This is a genomic window from Streptomyces sp. NPDC002754 (assembly GCF_053592315.1).
In genome coordinates this window covers 218792-241191 of sequence record NZ_JBSFVM010000007.1, presented here as the reverse complement: position 1 = coordinate 241191, position 22400 = coordinate 218792, and the positions used below count along the sequence as shown (strand labels likewise).

The 22400-nt window shown below is 68.8% G+C and carries 17 protein-coding genes and 1 pseudogene; 7 read left to right on the top strand and 11 right to left on the bottom strand.

The window, feature by feature from the left end:
- Nucleotides 1-33 precede the first annotated feature (33 nt).
- The 3 genes from ACWD2L_RS18205 to ACWD2L_RS18195 all read left to right on the top strand — a co-directional run bounded on the left by ACWD2L_RS18205 (nt 34) and on the right by ACWD2L_RS18195 (nt 4981).
- Complete coding sequence (locus tag ACWD2L_RS18205; protein WP_351331579.1) at nt 34-1341, top strand: ribonuclease D; 1308 nt, start codon at nt 34-36, stop codon at nt 1339-1341.
- 284 nt (nt 1342-1625) lie between these two features.
- Nucleotides 1626-2852 carry a thiolase family protein gene (locus tag ACWD2L_RS18200; protein ID WP_351331578.1) on the top strand — a complete coding sequence of 409 codons (1227 nt, stop codon included), beginning with the start codon at nt 1626-1628 and terminating at the stop codon, nt 2850-2852.
- Nucleotides 2849-4981 (top strand): 3-hydroxyacyl-CoA dehydrogenase NAD-binding domain-containing protein, encoded by a 2133-nt coding sequence (locus tag ACWD2L_RS18195; RefSeq protein ID WP_351331577.1) that lies wholly within the window; start codon nt 2849-2851, stop codon nt 4979-4981. Before ACWD2L_RS18200 ends, ACWD2L_RS18195 begins: the two co-directional genes overlap by 4 nt.
- A 105-nt stretch (nt 4982-5086) precedes the next feature.
- Here the strand turns inward: ACWD2L_RS18195 and ACWD2L_RS18190 are convergent, their stop codons facing one another.
- On the bottom strand, nt 5087-6130 hold the full coding sequence (locus ACWD2L_RS18190) for a hypothetical protein (RefSeq protein ID WP_351331576.1): 1044 nt from the start codon (nt 6128-6130) through the stop codon (nt 5087-5089).
- 11 nt (nt 6131-6141) lie between these two features.
- Between ACWD2L_RS18190 and ACWD2L_RS18185 the strand changes: the two genes are divergently transcribed.
- From ACWD2L_RS18185 to ACWD2L_RS18170, 4 genes and pseudogenes are all read left to right on the top strand, one after another.
- Nucleotides 6142-6531, top strand: a complete 390-nt coding sequence (locus tag ACWD2L_RS18185; RefSeq protein ID WP_451190130.1) for an NTP pyrophosphohydrolase — start codon at nt 6142-6144, stop codon at nt 6529-6531.
- Between the two features lie 343 nt (nt 6532-6874).
- Nucleotides 6875-7279, top strand: a complete 405-nt coding sequence (locus ACWD2L_RS18180; RefSeq protein WP_451190127.1) for a hypothetical protein — start codon at nt 6875-6877, stop codon at nt 7277-7279.
- Entirely contained in the window at nt 7276-7812 is a 537-nt protein-coding gene (locus tag ACWD2L_RS18175; protein ID WP_351331574.1) for a GNAT family N-acetyltransferase, read from the top strand. Before ACWD2L_RS18180 ends, ACWD2L_RS18175 begins: the two co-directional genes overlap by 4 nt.
- Nucleotides 7813-7851: 39 nt before the next feature.
- A pseudogene (locus ACWD2L_RS18170) lies at nt 7852-8106 on the top strand (transposase); the annotation flags it as partial.
- A gap of 16 nt (nt 8107-8122) precedes the next feature.
- Here ACWD2L_RS18170 and ACWD2L_RS18165 read toward each other — a convergent pair.
- From ACWD2L_RS18165 to ngcE, 10 genes are all read right to left on the bottom strand, one after another.
- Nucleotides 8123-9634 carry an ArnT family glycosyltransferase gene (locus ACWD2L_RS18165; RefSeq protein WP_351331573.1) on the bottom strand — a complete coding sequence of 504 codons (1512 nt, stop codon included), beginning with the start codon at nt 9632-9634 and terminating at the stop codon, nt 8123-8125.
- Nucleotides 9635-9712: 78 nt separating this feature from the next.
- Complete coding sequence (locus tag ACWD2L_RS18160) at nt 9713-11251, bottom strand: amino acid permease (RefSeq protein WP_351331572.1); 1539 nt, start codon at nt 11249-11251, stop codon at nt 9713-9715.
- 244 nt (nt 11252-11495) lie between these two features.
- Nucleotides 11496-13475: a 1-deoxy-D-xylulose-5-phosphate synthase gene (dxs, locus tag ACWD2L_RS18155; protein WP_351331571.1), complete on the bottom strand. Its 1980-nt coding sequence runs from the start codon at nt 13473-13475 to the stop codon at nt 11496-11498.
- Between the two features lie 238 nt (nt 13476-13713).
- A complete protein-coding gene (locus tag ACWD2L_RS18150; RefSeq protein WP_351331570.1) occupies nt 13714-14994 on the bottom strand; it encodes a sugar ABC transporter permease in 1281 nt (426 codons plus the stop codon).
- On the bottom strand, nt 14991-15782 hold the full coding sequence (locus ACWD2L_RS18145) for an ATP-binding cassette domain-containing protein (RefSeq protein ID WP_351331569.1): 792 nt from the start codon (nt 15780-15782) through the stop codon (nt 14991-14993). Before ACWD2L_RS18145 ends, ACWD2L_RS18150 begins: the two co-directional genes overlap by 4 nt.
- 176 nt (nt 15783-15958) lie before the next feature.
- Nucleotides 15959-17065 carry an ABC transporter substrate-binding protein gene (locus ACWD2L_RS18140; RefSeq protein ID WP_351331742.1) on the bottom strand — a complete coding sequence of 369 codons (1107 nt, stop codon included), beginning with the start codon at nt 17063-17065 and terminating at the stop codon, nt 15959-15961.
- A gap of 132 nt (nt 17066-17197) precedes the next feature.
- A complete protein-coding gene (locus ACWD2L_RS18135; RefSeq protein WP_351331568.1) occupies nt 17198-18409 on the bottom strand; it encodes an ROK family transcriptional regulator in 1212 nt (403 codons plus the stop codon).
- 197 nt (nt 18410-18606) lie between these two features.
- Entirely contained in the window at nt 18607-19536 is a 930-nt protein-coding gene (locus tag ACWD2L_RS18130) for a carbohydrate ABC transporter permease (RefSeq protein ID WP_351331567.1), read from the bottom strand.
- Nucleotides 19537-19538: 2 nt separating this feature from the next.
- Nucleotides 19539-20462, bottom strand: a complete 924-nt coding sequence (locus ACWD2L_RS18125; protein WP_351331566.1) for a carbohydrate ABC transporter permease — start codon at nt 20460-20462, stop codon at nt 19539-19541.
- A gap of 64 nt (nt 20463-20526) precedes the next feature.
- Nucleotides 20527-21975, bottom strand: coding sequence for an N-acetylglucosamine/diacetylchitobiose ABC transporter substrate-binding protein (gene ngcE / locus ACWD2L_RS18120; protein ID WP_351331565.1), 1449 nt, complete (start codon nt 21973-21975; stop codon nt 20527-20529).
- Nucleotides 21976-22400 lie beyond the last annotated feature (425 nt).

Below are 22400 nucleotides of genomic sequence, written 5' to 3'. Positions count from 1 at the left end.
CGGGCGCCGTGCGTTCACAGATACTCTTGACAGGTGACCGACGCCCAAGAAACCGCAGCAGACAGTTCACTGCGCACCACCGGAGGCGCCCCTCTGGACGACGGCGGATCTTCTGCTGAAGGATCTGTTGGTTCAGTCAACGGTGCGCCGACCCCCCTCCTCGAACCCCGCGAGGGTATTCCGCCGGTGATCGCCGACGAAGCCTCGCTCGCCGATGTCGTCGCGGCCTTCGCCGCCGGCACGGGCCCCGTCGCCGTCGACGCCGAGCGCGCCTCCGGCTACCGCTACGGGCAGCGCGCCTATCTGGTGCAGCTGCGCCGGGAGGGCGCGGGCACCGCGCTCATCGACCCGGTCGGCTGCCCCGACCTCTCCTCGCTCGGCGACGCCATCGCCGACGCCGAGTGGGACCTGCACGCCGCCACCCAGGACCTGCCGTGCCTGCGCGACATAGGCATGCGGCCCACACGGCTCTTCGATACGGAGCTGGCCGGCCGGCTCGCCGGTTTCCCGCGGGTGGGCCTCGGCGCGATGGTCGAGAACGTGCTCGGCTACGTACTGGAGAAGGGCCACTCCGCCGTCGACTGGTCGACGCGCCCGCTGCCCGACCCCTGGCTGCGCTACGCCGCCCTCGACGTCGAACTCCTCGTCGACCTGCGCGACGCGCTGGAGAAGGAGCTCGACCGGCAGGGCAAGCTGGAGTGGGCCCACGAAGAGTTCGACGCCATCGCCTCCGCCCCACCCGCACCGCCGCGCAAGGACCCGTGGCGGCGCACGTCCGGGATGCACAAAGTGCGGCGCAGGCGTCAGATGGCGGTCGTCCGCGAGCTGTGGACGGCGCGCGACGACGTCGCGCAGCGGCGGGACGTCTCGCCGGGCAAGGTGCTCGGTGACTCGGCGATCGTCGAGGCCGCGCTCGCGCTGCCGCCCAATGTGCACGCGCTGTCCGCCCTGCCCGGCTTCGGCCACCGCATGGGCCGGCGCCAGCTGGAGCAGTGGCAGGCGGCGGTCGACCGGGCGCGGGCCCTGCCGGACGCCGAGCTGCCGCAGCCGGGCCAGGCCACGACGGGGCCGCCCCCGCCGCGCGCCTGGGCCGACAAGGACCCCGCCGCGGCGGCCCGCCTCTCGGCGGCGCGGGCGGCGGTCTCGGCGCTGGCCGAGACGCTCTCGATGCCGCAGGAGAACCTGATCACGCCGGACACGGTGCGCCGGGTGTGCTGGGAGCCTCCGGCGGTCGTCGACGCGGAGTCCGTCGCGGAGGCGTTGGCCTCGCACGGGGCGCGGCGGTGGCAGGTGGAACAGGTCACGCCTGTCCTCCTCGCCGCACTCGCGGCATCCGCCTGACCCACCTCTTCACGCCCCTCGGCCTCATTGGTCGGGGGGCGTCGTGCTGCCCGGCCACGGGGCTCCGCCCCGGACCCCGCGCCTCAATCGCCGGCGGGGCTTGGTCTATCAAGCCCCTGCGGCGATTGAGCAGGCCCGTCCGGCAGGACTTTCGGGAAGGGGCGGGGTGGGGGCTCCGCACATGTGACGTTCGCCGCTCCGGCCAGGGGGGCTTCAAGACTTGGTTACTCGCAAGTAGCATGGCGGTATTCGCAGCGCATTCCCGCACCTGGAGGAGAGCCATCGTGCCTCGTACCGTCAGGGACGTCGTCTTCGTCGACGGCGTCCGCACCCCGTTCGGCAAGGCGGGCCCGAAGGGCATCTACCACGAGACCCGCGCCGACGACCTGGTCGTCAAGTCCATCCGGGAGCTGCTGCGCCGCAACCCGAACCTGGACCCCGCGCGGATCGACGAGGTCGCCGTCGCCGCGACCACGCAGATCGGTGACCAGGGCCTGACCATCGGCCGCACCGCGGGCATCCTCGCGGGCCTGCCGCAGTCGGTGCCCGGCTACTCGATCGACCGCATGTGCGCGGGCGCCCTGACCGCCGTCACGTCGACGGCCGGATCCATCGCGTTCGGCGCGTACGACGCCGTCATCGCGGGCGGCGTCGAGCACATGGGCCGCCACCCCATGGGCGAGGGCGTGGACCCGAACCCCCGCTTCGTATCGGAGAAGCTGGTCGACGAGTCGGCCCTCTTCATGGGCATGACGGCGGAGAACCTGCACGACCGCTACCCGCACATCACCAAGCAGCGCGCCGACGAGTACGCCGTGCGCTCGCAGGAGAAGGCGGCGAAGGCGTACGCGAACGGCAAGATCCAGCAGGATCTGGTGCCCATCTCCGTGCGCAACACCAACACCGAGGTCGGCGAGACCGGCTGGGGCCTCGTCACGGCCGACGAGCCGATGCGCCCGGGTACGACCCTGGAGAGCCTCGCGGGCCTCAAGACCCCGTTCCGCACGCACGGCCGCGTGACCGCTGGAAACGCCGCCGGTCTCAACGACGGTGCGACGGCCTCCATCATCGCGAGCGAGGACTTCGCCCGCGAGAACGACCTCCCGGTCAAGATGCGCCTCGTCTCCTACGCCTTCGTGGGCGTGGAGCCGGAGGTCATGGGCTACGGCCCGATCCCGGCCACGGAGAAGGCGCTCGCGAAGGCCGGCCTGTCGATCGAGGACATCAACCTCTTCGAGATCAACGAGGCCTTCGCCATCCAGGTCCTCGCCTTCCTCGACCACTACGGCATCGCCGACGACGACGCGCGCGTCAACCAGTACGGCGGCGCCATCGCGTACGGCCACCCGCTCGCCTCCTCCGGCGTCCGTCTGATGACGCAGCTGGCCCGCCAGTTCGAGGAGCAGCCGGAGGTCCGCTACGGCCTCACGACCATGTGCGTCGGCTTCGGCATGGGCGCCACGGTCATCTGGGAGAACCCGCACCACAAGGACGCCGGAGGCGACAAGTGAGCACCACCACCGCTGAGCTCCTGAAGGGCGCATCCGCCCTCTTCGAGGACGAGGTCGTCACGTCGGCGCACGTACGCCACCTCGATCTCCCGTACGGCGCGGGCAAGTTCGCCCTCATCACGCTGGACAACGGCCTGGACCACACCAAGCCGACCACCTTCGGCCCCGCGTCGCTCGCCAACCTGAACACGGCGATCGACCAGGTCGAGAAGGAGGCCGCCGAGGGCGACATCGTCGGCGCCGGCGTCACCGGCAAGCCGTTCATCTTCGCGGTCGGCGCCGACCTCAAGGGCGTCGAGCTGCTGAAGAAGCACGACGACGCGCTGGCCATCGGCAAGGGCGGCCACGAGGTCTTCAAGCGCCTCTCCTCCCTCGCGGTCCCCACCTTCGCGTACTACAACGGTGCGGCGATGGGCGGCGGCGTGGAGGTCGGTCTCCACTGCTCGTACAGGACCGTGTCTCAGGCCCTCCCGGCCTTCTCGCTCCCCGAGGTCTTCCTCGGCCTGGTTCCCGGCTGGGGCGGCTGTGCGCTGCTGCCGAACCTGATCGGCGCGGACAAGGCCGTCTCGGTCATCATCGAGAACAGCCTCAACCAGAACAAGCAGCTCAAGGGCGCGCAGGTCTACGAGCTGGGCATCGCCGACGCCCTGTTCGAGGGCGCCGACTTCCTTGAGCAGTCCCTCCTCTGGACCGCTCAGGTCCTCAAGGGCGACGTCAAGGTCGAGCGCCCGGACGTCGACCGCGGCGAGGCCTGGGACCAGGCCGTGGCGCGCGGCAAGTTCATCGCCGACAGCAAGGTGCACGGCGCTGCCCCGGCCGCGTACCGCGCGCTCGACATCATCGCGAACGCCAAGTCCGGTGACCTTCAGGCCGGCTTCGACGCCGAGGACCAGGCCCTCGCGGACCTGATCATGGGCGGCGAACTGCGCGCGGGCATCTACGCGTTCAACCTCGTCCAGAAGCGCGCGAAGCGCCCGGCGGGCGCCCCGGACAAGAACCTGGCGCGCCCGGTCACAAAGGTCGGCGTGGTGGGCGCGGGCCTGATGGCCTCGCAGCTCGCCCTGCTGTTCCTGCGCCGCCTCGAGGTCCCGGTCGTCCTCACGGACATCGACCAGGAGCGCGTCGACAAGGGTGTGGGCTACGTCCACGCCGAGATCGAGAAGCTGCTCGGCAAGGGCCGCATCAACCAGGACAAGGCGAACCGCCTGAAGGCCCTCGTCTCCGGTGTGCTCGACAAGGCCGAGGGCTTCGCGGACGCCGACTTCATCATCGAGGCCGTCTTCGAGGAGATCGGCGTCAAGCAGCAGGTCTTCGCGGAGGTGGAGGCCGTGGCCCCCGCGCACGCGATCCTGGCGACGAACACCTCGTCCCTCTCGGTGTCGGAGATGGCCGCCAAGCTGAAGCACCCCGAGCGCGTGGTCGGCTTCCACTTCTTCAACCCGGTCGCGATCCTCCCGCTCCTGGAGATCGTCCGCGGCGAGCAGACGGACGACGCGGCGCTGGCGACGGCGTTCGGTGTGGCCAAGAAGCTGAAGAAGACCGCGGTCCTGGTCAAGGACGCCCCGGCGTTCGTGGTCAACCGCATCCTGACCCGCTTCATGGGCGAGATCCAGAACGTCATCGACGAGGGCACGCCGGTCGCGGTCGCGGAGAAGGCCGTCGAGCCCCTCGGCCTCCCGATGTCCCCGCTGGTCCTCCTGGAGCTGGTCGGCCCGGCCATCGGCCTGCACGTCTCGGAGACCCTGAACCGCGCCTTCCCGGAGCGCTTCACGGTGTCCCCGAACCTCGCGGCCGTCGTCAAGGCCGGCAAGCGCGGCTTCTACGTCTACGACTCCGGCAAGCCGGAGCTGGACCCGGAGGTCGCGGCTCTGCTGAACCAGGGCGACGTGGTCCTCTCCGAGGAGCAGACCCGCGACCGCGTCCTCGACGCGGTGGCGCAGGAGATCGGCCTGATGCTCGACGAGAACGTCGTCGCCGAGGCCCAGGACATCGACCTCTGCCTGATCACGGGCGCCGGTTGGCCCTTCCACCTGGGCGGGATCACTCCGTACCTGGACCGGGCGGGCGTCTCCGAGCGGGTCACCGGGAAGAAGTTCCTGGAGGCGGGGGTGGCTTCGGTCCCCGCGTGACGCGTGCCGCGTGACGGTGGGCTGCTGATGCGGCTGTTGCTGTGACTGTGACGGCTATCTACGAACATTTCGTAGGTAGCCGTCACAGTTCATGGTGCGGGGGCCTCACCCGACACCCCGCCACGCCTCCATCGCCAGCCCGGGCTCATCCCGCTTCCGCCGCGCGAGATGCAGCCGCGCAGGCTCCCCCGGCACCCAACTCCCCGCCACAACATGCCGGTCACGGTCCTCCGCGAGCGCGACCCGCGCGTCCGCCGGCAGCTCAGGACCGGACTCCGACTCCGCCCACCAGGCCCCCGCGGACTCCGTCTCGGTGGGATACGCGGCGAAGGCGACCCGACCGCCGGCCGTGCGCTGAGCGAGCAACGTGCAGTCCACGCCGTCCAGTTGACACCGAACGGCCGAAACGGCCCCGGGCCCGACCGCATCCAGCACCCGCACCGGCGCGCCCTCCCCTCGCCAGGCGCACACGGCACCGTCCTCGTCGGTGAAGAAGAGGGTGGTGTGCCCGGCGGACGTGGCGAGGGCACACAGGGTGCCCGGCCGGGCGGCGGCGGGCTCCGGCTTCTCGTCCCGTACGAGGGGCCGCCCCGCCTCCTCCTGACGCCACCGCAGAACGCCCCCGTCAGCGGTCACGGCGTAGAGGGTGATCAGCCCCGACTCCCCCGCCACAGCTGCGAGTTGCCCATGCACATCCTCCCCCTTGAGATCCCGCCACGGCCCCCAGCCGCCCTTCTCCTCCTGCATCCGCAGGCTCACCCCGCCACCGTTGTTGCGTACGAAGACGTGGGCGCGGCCCTGCGCGTCGACGGCCACGGCGGGTGGGCCGGTGCGGTCGCCCTGCTTGTTGGGGTGGCCGATGGGGAGCCAGTCGAGGGCGGAGAGGTGCGGCTGGAAGTGCGTCGAGTGCACGAGTCCGGCCTCGCCGGAAACGGTGGGCCGCCAGGCGACGAGGTGCGCGTACCCCTCGCTGCTGCGGGCAACGCCCCCGCCCGGATGCACGCACTGCTCGCCGCCGACCGTGCGGGGTGGTGACCAGGGGCCTTCTGGATACTGCTCCGCGCGGCACGTGACCGCGCCCTCTCCGGGGGCGTACGCGTACGCGCGGAGGACGCCGCCGCGCCCACCGATCAGCCAGTCGCCGTTCACACCTCCAGCCTATGCCGCGCCGCACGGCCCCCTCGTGCGACCCTTGCCGCATGAACGAAGTGCTGGTGGTCGACGGGGCCAACGTCGTCGGCTCCGTCCCCGACGGATGGTGGCGCGACCGCCGAGGCGCCGCCGAGCGACTTCGGGACCGCCTGGTGGACTACGGAAAGCGAACCGGCACCGAGGTGATCCTCGTCGTCGAGGGAGCCGCGCGGGGCGTGGAATCGGTGCCCGGGGTGCGGGTGGAGTCGGCGGAGGGGAGCGGGGACGATCACATCGTGGGGGTGGTGGCGGGGCTTGGGCGGCCTTGCACTGTCGTTACGGCGGATCGTGAATTGCGGGGCAGGGTGGGCGCGTTGGGCGCGACCTGTGCAGGGCCGCGCACCGTGTGGCCGGGCTGAGGGCGCCCGAACCCGGATCAACCTTCCGAAGCCGCCGGTTCCGCCTCCCCACCGGAGACACAGACGCCGAGCACGGCCGTGCCCGTCCACGGCAACGGTCGGCACACCCAACGTCGCCGCACCCTTCGGGTCCCGGTACGGGTTGCCCAGGGAACGCCAATCACCAAGGGGGCGTCCGCTCTGGTACTGCACTGCGTAGAGCAGATCGGCCTTGGGCGCGCCTCCCCCTTGACGTCTCTCTCCGCGTCCTACCAAGCGTCAGCCGAGCAGCACCGACCCGGCCCCCCACGGGAGCGGCCTGCTGCTCCTGCCCCCTCTGGGCGCGAGTTGCGAGAACCCCACCGTGAGCCATGACGTGGGCACACCTGTACCGACATCCCACGGAGCCGAGTCCAGTACACGGCGCGGCCGCAAGGCCCCGAAGAAGAAGTGCCGCACGGGCCGGATCGTGCTCCTCGTGCTCCTGGTTCTCGTCCTGGCCCTCGGCGGCACCGGCTACCGGCTCTACAGCGACCTCAACAACAACATCGACGGCATCGACCTCGACAAGGCGATGGGTGGTGACCGGCCCGAGAAGCTGCCGACAGCGGGGCAGAACACTGGAAGGCCCTCCGCGGCGACCGCGAGATCCCCGAGTCGGCGAAGAAGTCCCCGGCCAAGGGGGGGACCGACGAGCGGTGGTCGGCTGGAGCGTGTATCGGAAGTGGCTGTTGAGGGTGCTGAGCAGCTGCGATCATCCGTGTCATGACAGTTGATTGGAGCAGTGACAAGGTCGTCTTTCAGCGTGCTGAGGGCGAGCACATGGACGATGTGCTGAGCGTGCTCGACGAGGCGGCGGAGTGGTTGGAGGTCCGCGGAGTCAGTCAGTGGCCTTCACGCTTCGAGGCGGCGTGGGTGGCGGAGGCGCTCGCCCGAGGCGAGACGTGGTTGGTCGAGATCGACGACAAGCCAGCGGACACCGTCACCGTGGACTGGTCGGACTCGTTGTGGGCGGATGTCGGCGGCACTGCGGGATACATCCATCGGATGGCTGTACGTCGCTGGGCGACCGGGCTGGGGGACGTCATTCTCGACTGGGCAACCGATACTGCCCGGCAACTGGGAGTGGACGCCTTGCGGCTGGACTGCGTGAAGTCCAACGTCCGCCTGCGTAGTCACTACGAGGCGCGGGGGTTCGTGCACCGCGGCGACGTGCCGGTCGGCGGCGCTCCGGGCCAGCGGCAGGATGATGGCCCGGCGACCTGGGTCAGCCGCTATGAACTGGGCCTCGCCGCGCGGTGACTGGCGTGTCACAGCCACTCGTTGATGGCTGCGACGATGCGGACCTGGCTGCGGCGCCGCGGCATCGGCCACACCATTCCCGAGCGGGCCGACCAGGTCCGCAACCGGCTCCGGCGCGGCAGCCGGGGCGGGCGCCGACCTGCCTTCGACAAGCAGCTCTACAAACGGCGCAACGTCGTGGAACGGTGCTTCAACCGGCTCAAGCAATGGCGCGGCATCGCCACCCTCTACGACAAGACCGCCGAGTCCTACCAAGCAGCCGTCACCCTCGCCCCGCTCCTGATGTGGGCGTGACACTTGAAGACAACTCCTAGGGCCGGCTGTCGTCCGGAGTGTTCCGGGGCGCGTGGGCGCGTTCGTAGACCACGGAACCGTCCACCACGGCCACTTCCCAATACCCCGCCAGGATGCGCCGTAGCGACCCCACCCGCCCCGGTCCGTACGGCGCGCCCCGTGAGTCGTCCACGATCAACGTCGGTGGCCGGTCCCGCACCTCCGCCCGGAACGTGGCCCAGCTCCCCGGCACCGCGAACCGCTCCCCGACGCCGCCCCCGTCCCGGCCCCCGCTGAAGTTCGTGAGGAGGCCGGCCGTCAGGAAGCGGGAGGCCGGGGTGCGGTTCGAGAGCCAGTACGCTTCCGGGTGCATGCCCCAGATCAGGATCCGGTCGTCCGGGGTCGTGCGCTCGCGCACCGCCGTGGCCAAACGCTCCGTGTGGGCGAGGTCCGTGCGCGGTGCGAGCAGGCCCCACGTGAGGAACAGGGCCGCGCAGCACGACGAGGCGAGCAGGGCACGTCGCTGGTGTTCGCGGGTGAGAATGTGCAGTGCCAGCGTTCCCAACAGGGCCAGGGGCGGGACCAGTTGGAGGTAGTAGTGGCCGAAGAAGTGGAAGCCGAAGACGACCGCGATCGCCGAGGACGCCAGCCACAGCCAGAGGTCCGCGCAGCCCGTCCGCGCGATGCGCAGCACCCGTACGATCGCCGGCAGCACGCCCGCGCACGCCACCGACAGGATCGCCGCATTCGTCAACCCTCGTAGGAGGACGTGGAGTTCGGAGCCGGTGATGGACGCGTATGCGCCCGAGCCCGTCACCGTCCAGAAGGCGAAACCGGTGGGGTTCGTGAGCAGTGCGGCTGCCGCGACGGGCGCGAGTGCTCCAACTCCGCACCGCAGCAGCCCACTTCGCGGCCACCCCGCCCTCCAGAGCAGCCACACCGCCGGTACCAGCACCGCTCCCCCGGTCTGCTTCGTCAGGAACGCCCCCGAGATCGCGGCACCGCACAGGGCCCAGTTGCGGCGGTCCGCGCACCAGAGCGCCGCCGCGGTCCACGGCAGCATGAAGACCTCGAAGGTCGCGGCCTGCGTGTCCTCCGGGTTCAGGCCGATGGACAGGAGGAGGTAGAGGACGCCCGCGGTGCGGCCCGGCGTGTCGCCCCAGCGGCGGCGGGCCAGTGACGCCAAGAGCACCGCTGTCACCACGTGCGCCAGCACCGCGCACACCCGCACCGGCGTGAGCGAGTCCGAACCGAAGACCGCGAACACCGCCTCGTACAGCCAGGGGACCAGCGGGGGTTTGCGGTCGACAACGGTTTCGTAGAGCGAGCCGCCGTGCGCCAACAGCCGTGCCTGGACGGCGAGATAGCCCTCGTCCGGGTTCCAGAGCGGGCGGGTGAAGGACGGGATGCGGGTGACGCAGGCCAGGGCCGTGAGGGCGAGGAGCAGGCGGGGCCAGTAGCGGCGGGGGCGTCGGGTGCGTCTGTCTTTCGAGGAGCCGGTACGGCCTTCGGATACGTACGGTCGTGGAAGGAGCGCCTCGCTGAGCATGTGCGCCAAGCTATCCGCCCCCGTATGTCCTACTTAGTAGGGACATACGGGGGCGGGGTGTGGTCGTGATTACCGTGATTACCGCTGGGCCCGGCTGTGGCGGCGGCCGTACGCGAAGTAGATGACCACGCCGATCACCATCCACACCGCGAACCGCAGCCACGTCTCCACGGACAGGTTGAGCATCAGCCACACCGAGCACGCCACGGAGGCGATGGGCAGGAACGGCACCCACGGGGCCTTGAAGGCGCGCGGCAGGTCGGGGCGGGTGCGGCGCAGGATGAGGACGCCGAGGGCCACGACGACGAAGGCGAACAGCGTGCCGATGTTGACCAGCTTGGAGAGTTCCTCGAGGGAGATGAGGCCGGCCACGCACGCCGTCAGGACGCCCAGGATGATCGTCGAGCGGTACGGGGTGCGGAACCTGGGGTGGACCCTGCTGAACACCGGGGGCAGCAGACCGTCGCGGCTCATCGCGAAGAAGACGCGGCTCTGGCCGAGGAGCAGGATCATGCAGACGGTCGTCAGGCCGATGACCGCGCCGAACGAGATCAGGCCCGCCCAGAACGGGTGGCCGACCGACTTGAACGCCTCCGCGAGCGGGGCGCCCGGGTCGAGTTCCTTGTAGTTCTGCATGCCGGTCACGACCGCGGCCACGCCCACGTACAGGACCGTGCAGATGGCGAGGGAGCCGAGGATGCCGCGCGGGACGTCCTTCTGCGGATTGCGGGTCTCCTCGGCGGCGGTCGCCACGACGTCGAAGCCGATGAACGCGAAGAAGACGACGGCCGCGGCGGTAAAGATGCCCATCACGCCGAAGCTCTGCGGTGTGAATCCGGCGATGCCTTCGAGGAGGGTGGCGCTCAGCCCCGAGCTGCTCTTGTTGTCCTGGGCCGGCGGGATGTACGGGCTGTAGTTGCTGGACTTGATGAAGAAGGCACCCACCGCGATCACGATCAGGACGACCGTCACCTTGATGGCCACGACCACCGATGTCACCCAGGCCGAGAGCTTCATGCCGATCACGACGACCGTCATCACGGCGAGCACCAGCAGGAACGCGGCGATGTTGAAGCTGAAGCCGCCCTGGCCGGAGCCGGGTCCCTGGAGCGCCCCCGGCAGTGGGATGCCCCAGCTGTCGAGGAGGGACTGTACGTAGCCGGACCAGCCGACCGCGACCGTCGCGCAGCCGAGGGCGAGTTCGAGGATCAGGTCCCAGCCGATGATCCAGGCCGGGAACTCGCCGAGCGAGGCGAAGGCGAAGGTGTACGCGGATCCGGCGACCGGGACCGTCGAGGCGAACTCCGCGTAGCAGAGCGCGGCGAGGGCGCAGACCACGGCGGCGACGACGAAGGCGATGGTCACGGCCGGGCCCGCGTAGTCGGTGGCGGCCGTGCCGGTGATGACGAAGATGCCGGAGCCGATGACGACGCCGACGCCGAAGACGGTGAGGTCGAGGGCGGAGAGGGTCTTCTTGAGCTGGTGCTCGGGTTCCTCGGTGTCCTGGATGGACTGCTCGATGGACTTGGTGCGGAACAGGCCGTTACGGGCTGTTCGTTCCGCGCCGCCTGGCTGGGTGCTCACGCTTACCTCCGTTGGCTTCGTCGTCCTCGACATGATCGGACGAGTGGCCTTCGGCGCGCGGGTGAGTCAACCGGTTTCATGCGAATGGGGCCGGTCCGGCCCCCATTTGGAGCCGCGTGGGCCAATCAAGCCCCTGCGGCGATTGAGCAGCGGGGTCCGGGGCGGAGCCCCGTGGCCTCGTCCCCGGCCGACCGGGGCACAAGATGTCCTCAATCGCCGGACGGGCTTGAATTGCCCGTCCGACGGGCTTGAATTGCTCGCGACGGGCTTGATGTGCTCAGTCGCGAGCCGCCTCGACCGCGTCCGCCGCGGCGGAGCCCTCGTAGCGGCCGTCCAGCTTGGAGACGAGGCCCGTGACCTGGCGGGCGATGTCGGGGGCCGTGAGGCCGATCTCGGCCATGATCTCCTTGCGGGAGGCGTGCTCCAGGAAGCGCGGCGGGATGCCGAAGTCGCGGAGCGGGACGTCGACGCCCGCGTCGCGCAGCGCCTGCGCGATGGACGAACCGACGCCGCCCACCCGGGAGTTGTCCTCGACCGTGACGACCACCCGGTGGCGCTCGGCCAGCGGAGCCATCGCCTCGTCGACCGGCTTGACCCAGCGGGGGTCGACGACCGTCGTCGTGATGCCCTGCTTGTCGAGGAGGTCGGCGATCTCCAGGCACATGGGCGCCAGCGCGCCGACCGAGACCAGGAGGACGTCGATCAAGGGGTGCGTCCCGTAGGGACTCGGTTGAGGGTGGTGGTGGGAGACGGGTGGGAGTTCGGAAGAGGCCTCCCGGAGTACGTCCATGCCGCCGACCTTGCCGACCGCCTCGACGGCCGGGCCGACCGCGCCCTTGGAGTAGCGGACGACGGTGGGCGCGTCCTCGACCTGGACCGCCTCGCGCAGCTGCGCGCGGACCTGGTCGGCGTCGCGCGGCGCGGCGATGCGGACGCCGGGGACGACCTGGAGCAGGGACATGTCCCACATGCCGTTGTGCGAGGCGCCGTCGGTGCCGGTGATGCCGGCCCGGTCCAGGACGAAGGTGACGCCGCACTTGTGCAGGGCGACGTCCATCAGGACCTGGTCGAAGGCGCGGTTGAGGAACGTCGCGTACACCGCGAAGACCGGGTGCAGGCCGCCCTGGGCGAGGCCCGCCGCGCTGGTCGCCGCGTGCTGCTCGGCGATGCCGACGTCGTAGACCCGCTCGGGGAACTCATCGGCGAACTTCTTCAGGCCGACCGGCTGCAGCATCGCGGCGGTGATCGCCACGATGTCCTCGCGCTCGCGGCCGAGCTTGGCCATCTCGTCGCCGAAGACCGACGTCCAGTCGGCGCCGGAGGCCTTGATCGGGAGGCCGGTGTCGGGGTGGATGGGGCCGATGCCGTGGAAGCGGTCGGCCTCGTCCTGGAGGGCGGGCTTGTAGCCGCGGCCCTTCTCGGTGAGGCAGTGCACGATGACCGGGCCGCCGAAGCGCTTGGCGCGGGTGAGCGCGGACTCCAGGGCCTCGAGGTCGTGGCCGTCGATCGGGCCGACGTACTTCAGGCCGAGGTCCTCGAACATGCCCTGCGGGGCGATGAAGTCCTTGAGGCCCTTCTTCGCGCCGTGCAGCGTCTCGTAGAGGGGCTTGCCGACGACCGGGGTGCGCTCCAGGAGGTCCTTGCCGCGGGCCAGGAAGCGCTCGTAGCCGTCCGTGGTGCGCAGGGTCGCGAGGTGGTTGGCGAGGCCGCCGATCGTGGGAGCGTACGAGCGCTCGTTGTCATTGACCACGATGACGAGGGGGCGGTCCTTGGCGGCGGCGATGTTGTTCAGCGCCTCCCAGGCCATGCCGCCGGTGAGCGCGCCGTCGCCGATGACCGCGACGACGTGGTCGCCGCGGTCCTGGATCTCGTTCGCCTTCGCGAGGCCGTCGGCCCAGCCGAGGACGGTGGAGGCGTGGCTGTTCTCGATCACGTCGTGCTCGGACTCGGCCTGCGAGGGGTAGCCGGACAGGCCGCCCTTCATCTTCAGCTTGGAGAAGTCCTTGCGGCCGGTGAGCAGCTTGTGCACGTAGGACTGGTGGCCGGTGTCCCACAGCACCTTGTCCTGGGGGGACTCGAAGACGCGATGCAGGGCGATCGTCAGCTCGACGACGCCGAGGTTCGGGCCGAGGTGGCCGCCGGTCTTGGAGACCGCGTCGACGAGGAAGGTCCGGATCTCTCCTGCCAGCTGGTCCAGCTGCTCAAGGCTGAGCCGGTCCAGATCGCGCGGTCCCGTGATGCGGGTCAGCAGCGGCACCCGTGCCTCCTTGCGATAGAGCTGTGAGTAACTGGTTGAGCTGTCGAGCTTGCCGGGCCTGTCGATTCTAATGTTCCCCTGCGCGCCACGGCGTGCGGGCCGTGCGTTCCTCGTCACGCCCTCGTCACGAAACAGAATCAGGCGTTCGGCCCGCACGCAGGGTGTGAGCGTGACTGTGCCCGGCGTCACCATCGACGCCGGGCACAGTCGGTCGAGGCCAGAAGGGCCGGAACAGCCGTCAGGCGCGGCCGGCCGTCTTCTGGGTCTTACGGGTGACCGAGTCGATGACGACCGTGGCGAGGAGTACACCGCCGGTGATCATGTACTGGATCGGGGTGGCGATGCCCTCGAGCGCGAGGCCGTACTGGATCGACGTGATCACCAGCACACCGAGCAGCGCGTTCCAGGTGCGGCCCCGGCCACCGAAGAGGCTGGTGCCGCCGATGACGGCCGCGGCGATGACGTTCATCAGGAGGTCGCCGGCGCCGGCGCTCTGGTTTGCCGCCGCGATCTTGGAGGCCCAGAAGAGGCCGCCGACCGCCGCGAACAGGCCCGCGAGGGCGAAGACCGAGATCCGGATCGCCGTGACGTTGATACCGGCACGCCGGGAGGCCTCGACGCTGCCGCCGAGCGCGTTGACCTTACGGCCGTACGAAGTACGGCGGAGAAGGAAGTCCGTACCGACGAGCACGATGCCGAACAGCAGCACCGCGAGCGGCAGGCCCTTGTACTGGTTGAAGATGATCGCGACGCCGAAGAGCGCGATCGCGAGCAGCACCGTGCGCAGCACGATGTCGCTGAGCGGCCGGGACGGGATGCCCGCGGCCTCGCGGCGCCGGTTGCCGAGGAAGGTCGGCACGAAGTAGGCGAGGATCGCGATGACGGCGAGGCCGTAGGCAGCGACGACGTCCGAGAAGTAGTACGTGGTGAGCTTGCCGACCACGCCGTCGCCGTCGATGTTGATCGTGCCGTTGGAACCCAGGATCTGGAGCATGAAGCCGTTCCAGAACAGCAGGCCCGCCAGCGTGACGGCGAACGCGGGGGCGCCGAGCCGGGCGAAGAAGAAGCCGTGCAGGGCGCCGATGATCGCGCCCGCGGCGAGCGAGACCAGGACGGCGACCCACTCGTTCACGCCGTGTGTGACGCTCAGCACCGCGGTGATCGCCGAGGAGACACCGGACACGGAGCCGACCGAGAGGTCGATCTCGCCGAGCATCAGCACGAAGACGATGCCGACCGACATCATGCCGGTGGCGACCATCGCGACGAAGATGTTGTTGAGGTTCTCCGCGCCCAGGAACGCCGAGTTCAGGCTCTGGAAGATCGCGCCGATGACGATCAGGCCGATGACGACCGGGATGGCGCCGAGGTCACCGCCCTTGATCTTGCGCTTGAACTCGCTGAGGTAACCCGCGAAGCCCTGCTCGCGCACGAGGAGGCGGGGGTCGACCGCGGTCACGGCGGCGCCGGCGGCGACGCCCGGTTCGTCCGCGGGGGCTTTGGTCTTGTCGATGCTCACTTCTGAGCCTCCCCGTTGGCGCGCGCCGCACGTCGGGTCACGGCGTTGTCCGTGGCGCCGGTGATGGCGGAGATGATCTCTTCCTGGGACGTGCTCTTGACGTCGAACACGCCGTTGTTGCGGCCGAGTCGGAGCACGCCGACCTTGTCGGCGACGGCCTTCACATCGGCCATGTTGTGGCTGATGAGGATGACCGCGTGGCCGCGCTCGCGCAGCCGCTCGACGAGGTCGAGGACCTGCGCGGTCTGCTCGACGCCGAGGGCGGCGGTCGGCTCGTCGAGGATCACCAGCTTGGGCTCGCCGAGCATGGAGCGGGCGATCGCCACGACCTGGCGCTGGCCACCGGAGAGCGAGGCGACCGGGATCCGCACGCTGGGTATCCGGATCGACAGGGTCTCGAGCAGTTCCCGGGAGCGGCGCTCCATCTCGACCTCGTCGAGGATGCCGCGCTTCTTGATCTCGCGCCCCAGGAACAGGTTGCCGACGACATCGATGTTGTCGCACAGCGAGAGGTCCTGATAGACGGTCGCGATGCCCAGGTCCTGGGCATCGTGCGGCCGGTTGACGGCGACGGCCTTGCCGTTCCACTCGATGACACCGTCATCGATGGGATGCACGCCGGCGATCGTCTTGACCAGGGTGGACTTTCCGGCACCGTTGTCGCCGACCAGGGCGACCACCTCACCGGCGTGGACTTCAAGCTCTACGTCGGTGAGCGCCTGCACGGCACCGAATCGCTTGGAGACCCCGCGCAACGCCAGCACGGGCGTAGCGGACACGTGAACCATCTCCTTCACCGCCACAGGCATGACCCGGCGGGAGGTTGAACTCAGAAGAATGAGGGGGGTGTTGGTGTTCCGTCCGACGCCCCGCCGTTGAGCTTGCGGGGCTGTTGGCGGCGGGGCGCCGGACGTGCATCAGGGGCCCGTCAGGGCCGTGGGGAAGGCTGCTTCGAGCTCCCGGGTTACTTCAGGCCGATCTTGTCGCAGGCCGCCTTGTACTTGGCCGTGCAGATGTCGTTGACCGTGTAGTAACCCTCCTTGACGACCGTGTCCTGGATGTTGTCCTGCGTCAGCGAGACGATCGGGACGATCACGGAGGGGATGCCCTTGGCGGTGCCGCTGTCGACCTTGGTGGTCTCCAGCGAGCTGTCGATCTTGCCCGTCTTGGCGATCGAGACGGCCATCTTGGCGACGGTCTCGGCCTCGGTCGGGTACGACTTGAAGACCGACATGTACTGGTCGCCCGTCACGATCCGCTGCACGCCCGCGAGTTCTGCGTCCTGACCGGTGACCGGCGGCAGCTTCGAGAGGCCCGCGCCCTTGAGCGCGGTGATGATGCCGCCCGCGAGGCCGTCGTTGGCGGAGTAGACGCCGACGATCTTGTCCTTGCCGAGGGCGGAGATGGCGCCTTCCATGTTCTGGTTGGCGTTCTCCGCCTTCCACTCCTTGGTGTCGTACTCCTTGCCGACCTTCACCTTGCCGTCGAGGACGGAGTGGGCGCCCTTCTTGAAGTCGCCGGCGTTCGGGTCCGTGGCGGCCCCGTTCATCATCACGATCTCGTTGCTCGGCTTGGCCTTGTCGCCCAGGGCCTTCAGCAGCGCCTTGCCCTGCTCCTTGCCGACCTCCTCGTTGTCGAACGAGGTGTAGGCGGAGATCGGGCCCTCGGCCAGGCGGTCGTAGGCGACGACGGGGATGTCCGCGTCCTTGGCCTTCTTCACGCCCCCGGCGACGGCCTTGGAGTCGACCGAGTCGAGGATCAGCACGTCCACCTTGTTGGTGATCATCGTGTCGATCTGCTGCGACTGGACGGACGGGTCCTGCTTGGCGTTGAGGTACTGGACCTTGCCCTTGCCACCCGTCAGCTTCTTGACCTGCTGCTCGATGATGGGCTTGTCGAACTTCTCGTAACGCGCGGTCTGGTTCTCCGGGAGGAGCAGACCTATCTTCAGCGCGTCGGTCTTCTTGCCTTCGGACTTGGTGGAGTCGTCGCCGGACTCCTTGGCGCTGCCACAGGCAGCGAGGGACGCGGCCATGGCGGTGGCACAGAACGCAACGGCGGCACGACGCATACGCGTGTTCACTTTGAAACCTCCCTGACGAGGCCGCGTCGTTGCGGCCGAGGTGGCTGGAAGTCAACTCGGCCGCAACCGCAGCGTCAAGGAGTAAATCCTTAACGGGTTGGCAACGGTGTCATGCGTTCTCTAAGTGAAGGCAGGTGTGGCTGCGGGCACAGCACCTGCACCAGAACCGTCCAAAAGCATCGAATCGCCCATCTCGCTGAGTGCCAGGGCGAGCGCCCCGAGCACCTCCGCGCGGCCGCCCAACGCCCCTGGGAGGACCGAGAGTTGGCGCCCGGCGCTGGGGATCGCATAGCGTCCCACGGACTCCCTGATGGGCCCCAGGACCAGCTCCCCGGCCTCCGCCAGATCGCCGCCGAGGACGACCCGGCTGGGGTTCAGCAGATTGCAAAGATTCGCCACACCGGAGCCGATGTGCCGCCCCACGTCCGCGACGACGCGGCGGCAGCCCGGGTCCCCGTCGCGCGCGAGCCGCACGACCTTCTCCATCGTGAGGTCGGTGCCGTGGCTGGACTGGAGCAGCGGCAGCACGTAGCGGGCGGCGGTGAAGGTCTCCAGGCAGCCGCGGTTGCCGCAGCGGCACACGGGCCCCGACTCGTCGAGCGTGATGTGCCCGATCTCCCCCGCCGTGCCGCCGGGCCCGCGGTAGATCTTCCCGCTGATCACGAGGCCCGCGCCGACACCACTGGCCACCTTGATGTACGCGAGGTCCTTGACGCCCCGGCCGCTGCCCCACACCAGCTCGCCGAGCGCGCCGAGGTTGGCGTCGTTGTCGACGTGCACGGGGACGCCCAGGCGCCGCGCCAGCTCCTCGGCGGGCTTGGTGCCGGACCAGCCCGGCAGGATCGAGGTGGAGCCCAGCGTGCCGCTCTCCACGTCGATGGGGCCCGGCACACCGAGACCGACACCGGCGACCTTCGCCCGGTCCACGCCCGTGGCCACGATGAGGCGCTCCACCAGCTCCTCGGCCCGGTCGAAGCCCTGCGCGGCGGAGGCGTCCACGTCGAGCGGCTCGGACTCCTCCGCGAGCACCTGGTGGGCGAGGTTGCCGACCGCCACGCGCAGGTGGGTGTGGCCGAAGTCGACGCCGATCACGATGCCGGCGTCGCCACTGAGGGAGACGCTGCGGGCCCTGCGGCCGCCGGCCGATGTGGGCGTGACCTCGACGGTTCCGCCGTCCTTGAGCTCCCGGACGATGTTGGAGACCGTCGCGGCGGACAGGCCCGTCGTCCTCGCGATCTCGGCCTGCGTGAGCGAACCGGCAAGGCGTACGGCGCGTACGACCCGCTCGAGATTGGCCCGGTGCAGCGAGGACTGCGACCCCGGAGTCTCCATTGACCCACCCTTATCCCTTGATCCGCGTCACCCAGTGTGACCGGACCTTGTACAAGTTATGAACTCCAAGCTCCGCTGAAGGTGTCTCCGGCGTCAAGCCCTTGACACCAATCCGTTCCCTTGGAAACGCGCAGAAGTCCGGCCCCGGGGGGATTTGCCCCGGGGCCGGACCCTTCGTCGTACGAGAATTCGGGCGGTTACTTCAGCGCCCCCGCGGTCAACCCCTGAACGACCTGGCGCTGGAAGATGATGTACGCCGCCAGCACCGGCAGCATCGCCATCACCAGACCCGCGAAGAGGCCCGACCAGTCGCCCTTGTAGCCCTGGCTCGTGGCGAGCTCGACGAGGCCCTGGGCGAGGACACGCTTGTCGGGGTCCGGGTTGAGGACCGTCGGAATCATGTACTGGTTCCACTGGCCGAGGAAGTTGAAGATGCCCACGCTGATCAGGCCGGGCTTGGCCATCGGCAGCATGATCTGGAAGAACGTCCGGGTGTGCGAGGCCCCGTCGACGAACGCCGCCTCCGCGATCGAGCTCGGCAGCGTACGGAAGAACGACGTGAGGAAGAACACCGTGAACGGCAGCGAGTACGCGATGTAGGCGAGGACGAGGCCCGGGATCGTGTTCAGCAGGGCCAGGTTCTTCATGACGAAGAACAGCGGTACGAGCGCCAGGATGATCGGGAAGCTCATGCCGCCGACGAACAGGTAGTAGATGAAGCTGCGTCCCGGGAACTCGAAGCGGGCGAGCACGTACGCGACCATCGAGCCGAGTACGAGCGTGCCCACGAGTGAACAGCCCACGACCACAATGGTGTTGAGGAAATAGTCGCTCATGTGGGCGTCGGACCACGCCCGCGACCAGTTCTCGAAGTGCAGCTTGTCCGGCAGCGACCAGGGCGAGCCGAAGATGTCGCCGTCCGTCTTGAAGGACGTCATCACCGCCCACAGCAGCGGCATGACGACCAGGATCGCCCAGAGGATGAGCATGCCGTGCGAGAAGACGTTGAGGACGCCGCCCTCGCTGCTCTTCAGCTTCTTGTCCTCGGGCGACTTCGTCTTGGTGACCGGGTCGCCGCTGCCGCGCTGGGCCGGGACCTCGGACGGCGGAGTGTCGGTGGTCTTCATGGTCAGAACTCCAGCCGCTCGCGTCGACCGAGGCGCATCACGACGGCCGCGAACAGCAGCGTGAGGACGAGCAGGGCGACACCGATCGTCGTTGCGTAGGCGGCGTTCGCGTCACGGAACGCCGATTGCCAGACGTACAGGGGGAGGACGGTCGTCGAGTAGGCGGGACCGCCGGGGCCCACCGACATGATCTGGACCGAGGCGAAGGCCTCGGCGCCGAGGGCGAGGATGCCCATGTAGATCCAGCCGGACTGGATGGTGTCCCACAGCAGGGGCACCGTGATCTTGAAGAAGGTGGTGGCCCGTCCTGCGCCGTCGAGCAGCGCCGCCTCGTAGAAGTCCTTCGGGATGGACGCCATGCCCGCCGAGAACAGGACCACGAAGAACCCGACCGTGCTCCACACCAGGACGGCCATGATGGACCACAGGGCGACGTTCGGGTCGCCCAGCCAGTCCTGCGCGAGCGAGTCCAGGCCGACCGCTCGGAGCGCGCCGTTGGTCGCGCCGTCGTTCGGGCTGTACGCGAACCGGAAGAGGATCGCGACGATCGCGATCGACAGTACCTGCGGGAAGAAGTACGCGATCTTGTAGAAGCCCGACCCGCGCACGCCCGAGACGGCGGCGCCCTTTCTGTGCCGTCCCCCCACATTGATCATGAAGGAGAAGAACAGCGCGAGGCCGAGCGTCACCAGCGGCAGCAGCACCACGAACATGAGGCTGTGTTGGAGCGACTTCCAGAAGACGTCGTCCTCGAACAACCTCTTGTAGTTCGCGAAGCCCACCATCTTGAAATCCGGGCTCAGTCCGGTCCAGTCGGTGAACGAGTAGTAGATCGCCTGGATGAACGGCCAGATGACGAAGATGGCGTACAGCGCGAGGGGGGCCACCAAGAACCCCACAATGAAGCGGTACTTGCCGTGTTGCATTTTTACCGACCCCGTTCGGTTCGCGGGTGCCGCCGCTGGTGACGAGAGCGCACGTGCTGTGCCGCTACTGGTGCTTGTAGTGCTTGATGGACGAGTCCTTGGCCGTCGCATCCGCGAATGCCTGGATCTTCTTGATGGCCTCGGCCGGGGTCATGCGGCCAGCCATCATCTCGCCCAGACACGAGACGCCGATCTGCTCCTTCTGGAGCTTCGCGTACCAGTCCTGCATACGCGGGTTGACCACGTTGTCCTTGGCCAGTTCCAGGGCGGCGTTGGCCGACTCCGTGCCCGAGGTCAGCTTGATGCCGTCGGTGCCGCCGTTGTAGGCGGTCAGCGACTTCACGAGCTTCGTGGTGTTCTGCGAGGACTTCTCGCTGAGCATGATGCGCAGCTGCTCCATGCCGCCCTCGGCGTTCTTCGCGTTCGCCGGAACGATGTACGGCTCGGAGCCGGCCGCCCAGATGGTGCCGAACGGCATCTTGTCGCTCTTGTCGAGGCCGGACGGCGCGCTCACGGTCAGCTCGAAGTCCTTGGGGATGACGCTCGCCGACTCGTTCTCCACCCAGGACCCGTTGGGGAGGAACAGCGCCTTGCCCTTGGCCCACGCGGTCTGCGACTGGATGTGGTCGATGCCGGGCGTGCCCTTGAGGATGTAGCCCTTCTTGTAGAGCTCGTAGTACGCCTCGAAGGCGGCCTTGACGGCCGGGTCGCTCCAGGCCTTCGGCTCCAGGTTGTCGATCTTGTCGAGGACCTCGCGGCCGCCGATCTTGGCGATGAACGGGTAGAGCGAGAACGGCAGGTAGTACGGGTACTTACCGGCGTACGTCCAGCCGGCCATGCCCTTCTTCTTCGCCTTCGCGCAGACGGCGAGCATGTCGTCCCAGGTCTGCGGGTACTCCGCGTCCAGCCCGTCGAGCGCCTTCTTCGAGTACCAGACGCCGTACACGGTGTAGGCCATGTACATCACGACGCACTGCTTGCCCTCGAACTGGCCCATCTCGACGACGCCGGGGCGCAGCGTGTCGCGGAACTTCTTGCTCGGGTCGTCCACCGACGGGGCGTCGAGCAGCGGCGTGAGGTCGGCGAGCTGCTTCTTCGAGAAGAGGACACCCATGTCCATCTGCTCGGCACCGGAGTTGTCGATGAGGTCCGGCGGGGTGCCGCCGTTGAACTTCGGCTGCAGCTCTGACTGGATCTTCTGCGTCGAGTGGAAGTCGATCTTCGCCTTCGGGTGCGCCGTCTTGTACATCTTGTTGGCGTCCTTGGCGTACTGCGTGCCGAAGCCGCCGTCGAAGATGACCACGGAGAGCGCGGCGCTCTCGTTGACACCCAGCGGGTTCTTCTCGGACTTCTTGCCCCCCTTGGCCTTCGTGTCCGAGTCGTCGCTGCCGCTGGCGCATGCGGAGAGCATCCCCATGGCCGGTACGGACAGCAGGCCGAGCGCAGCGGAGCGCTTCATCAGGGTGCGTCGGCCGACGCCACCGTTTGTGTTCTGCTCGGAAGTGGATCCCATGCTCAAGTCCTCGCCTTCTCCAGGACTCAGGCGGTGAACCGGATCCTCCCCGGCACCGCGGTGATGTGCTGCGTAACGCAGGTGGAGCTGGGTGGTGCCCGCCCGGATCTCGAACGGGCCGGGCGGTGGCGACAGGTATAGTCCACTCCCTGTGAGGGGGGCAAGATCGAATGCAGGTTTGGGCATCGGTCTTTTCCGAGTTGAGACCTCCCGGAAATACGCCGCACCAGCGACGAACCGTTCTTTCCAACTGCGTTGTCTACAAAGGGTGTAGCGGCGACGTAGCGGAATCCGTCGGGCCGCTTATTCACTGGCGGGGGAACCATCCCCTCCAAAGGGCCCAATACCCTTGACACCACTGGGCACTTGAGCCCCTACTGGACCTTGCTCAGCAACTGACAACGTTGTCCAGTAGCCGGAGGGTG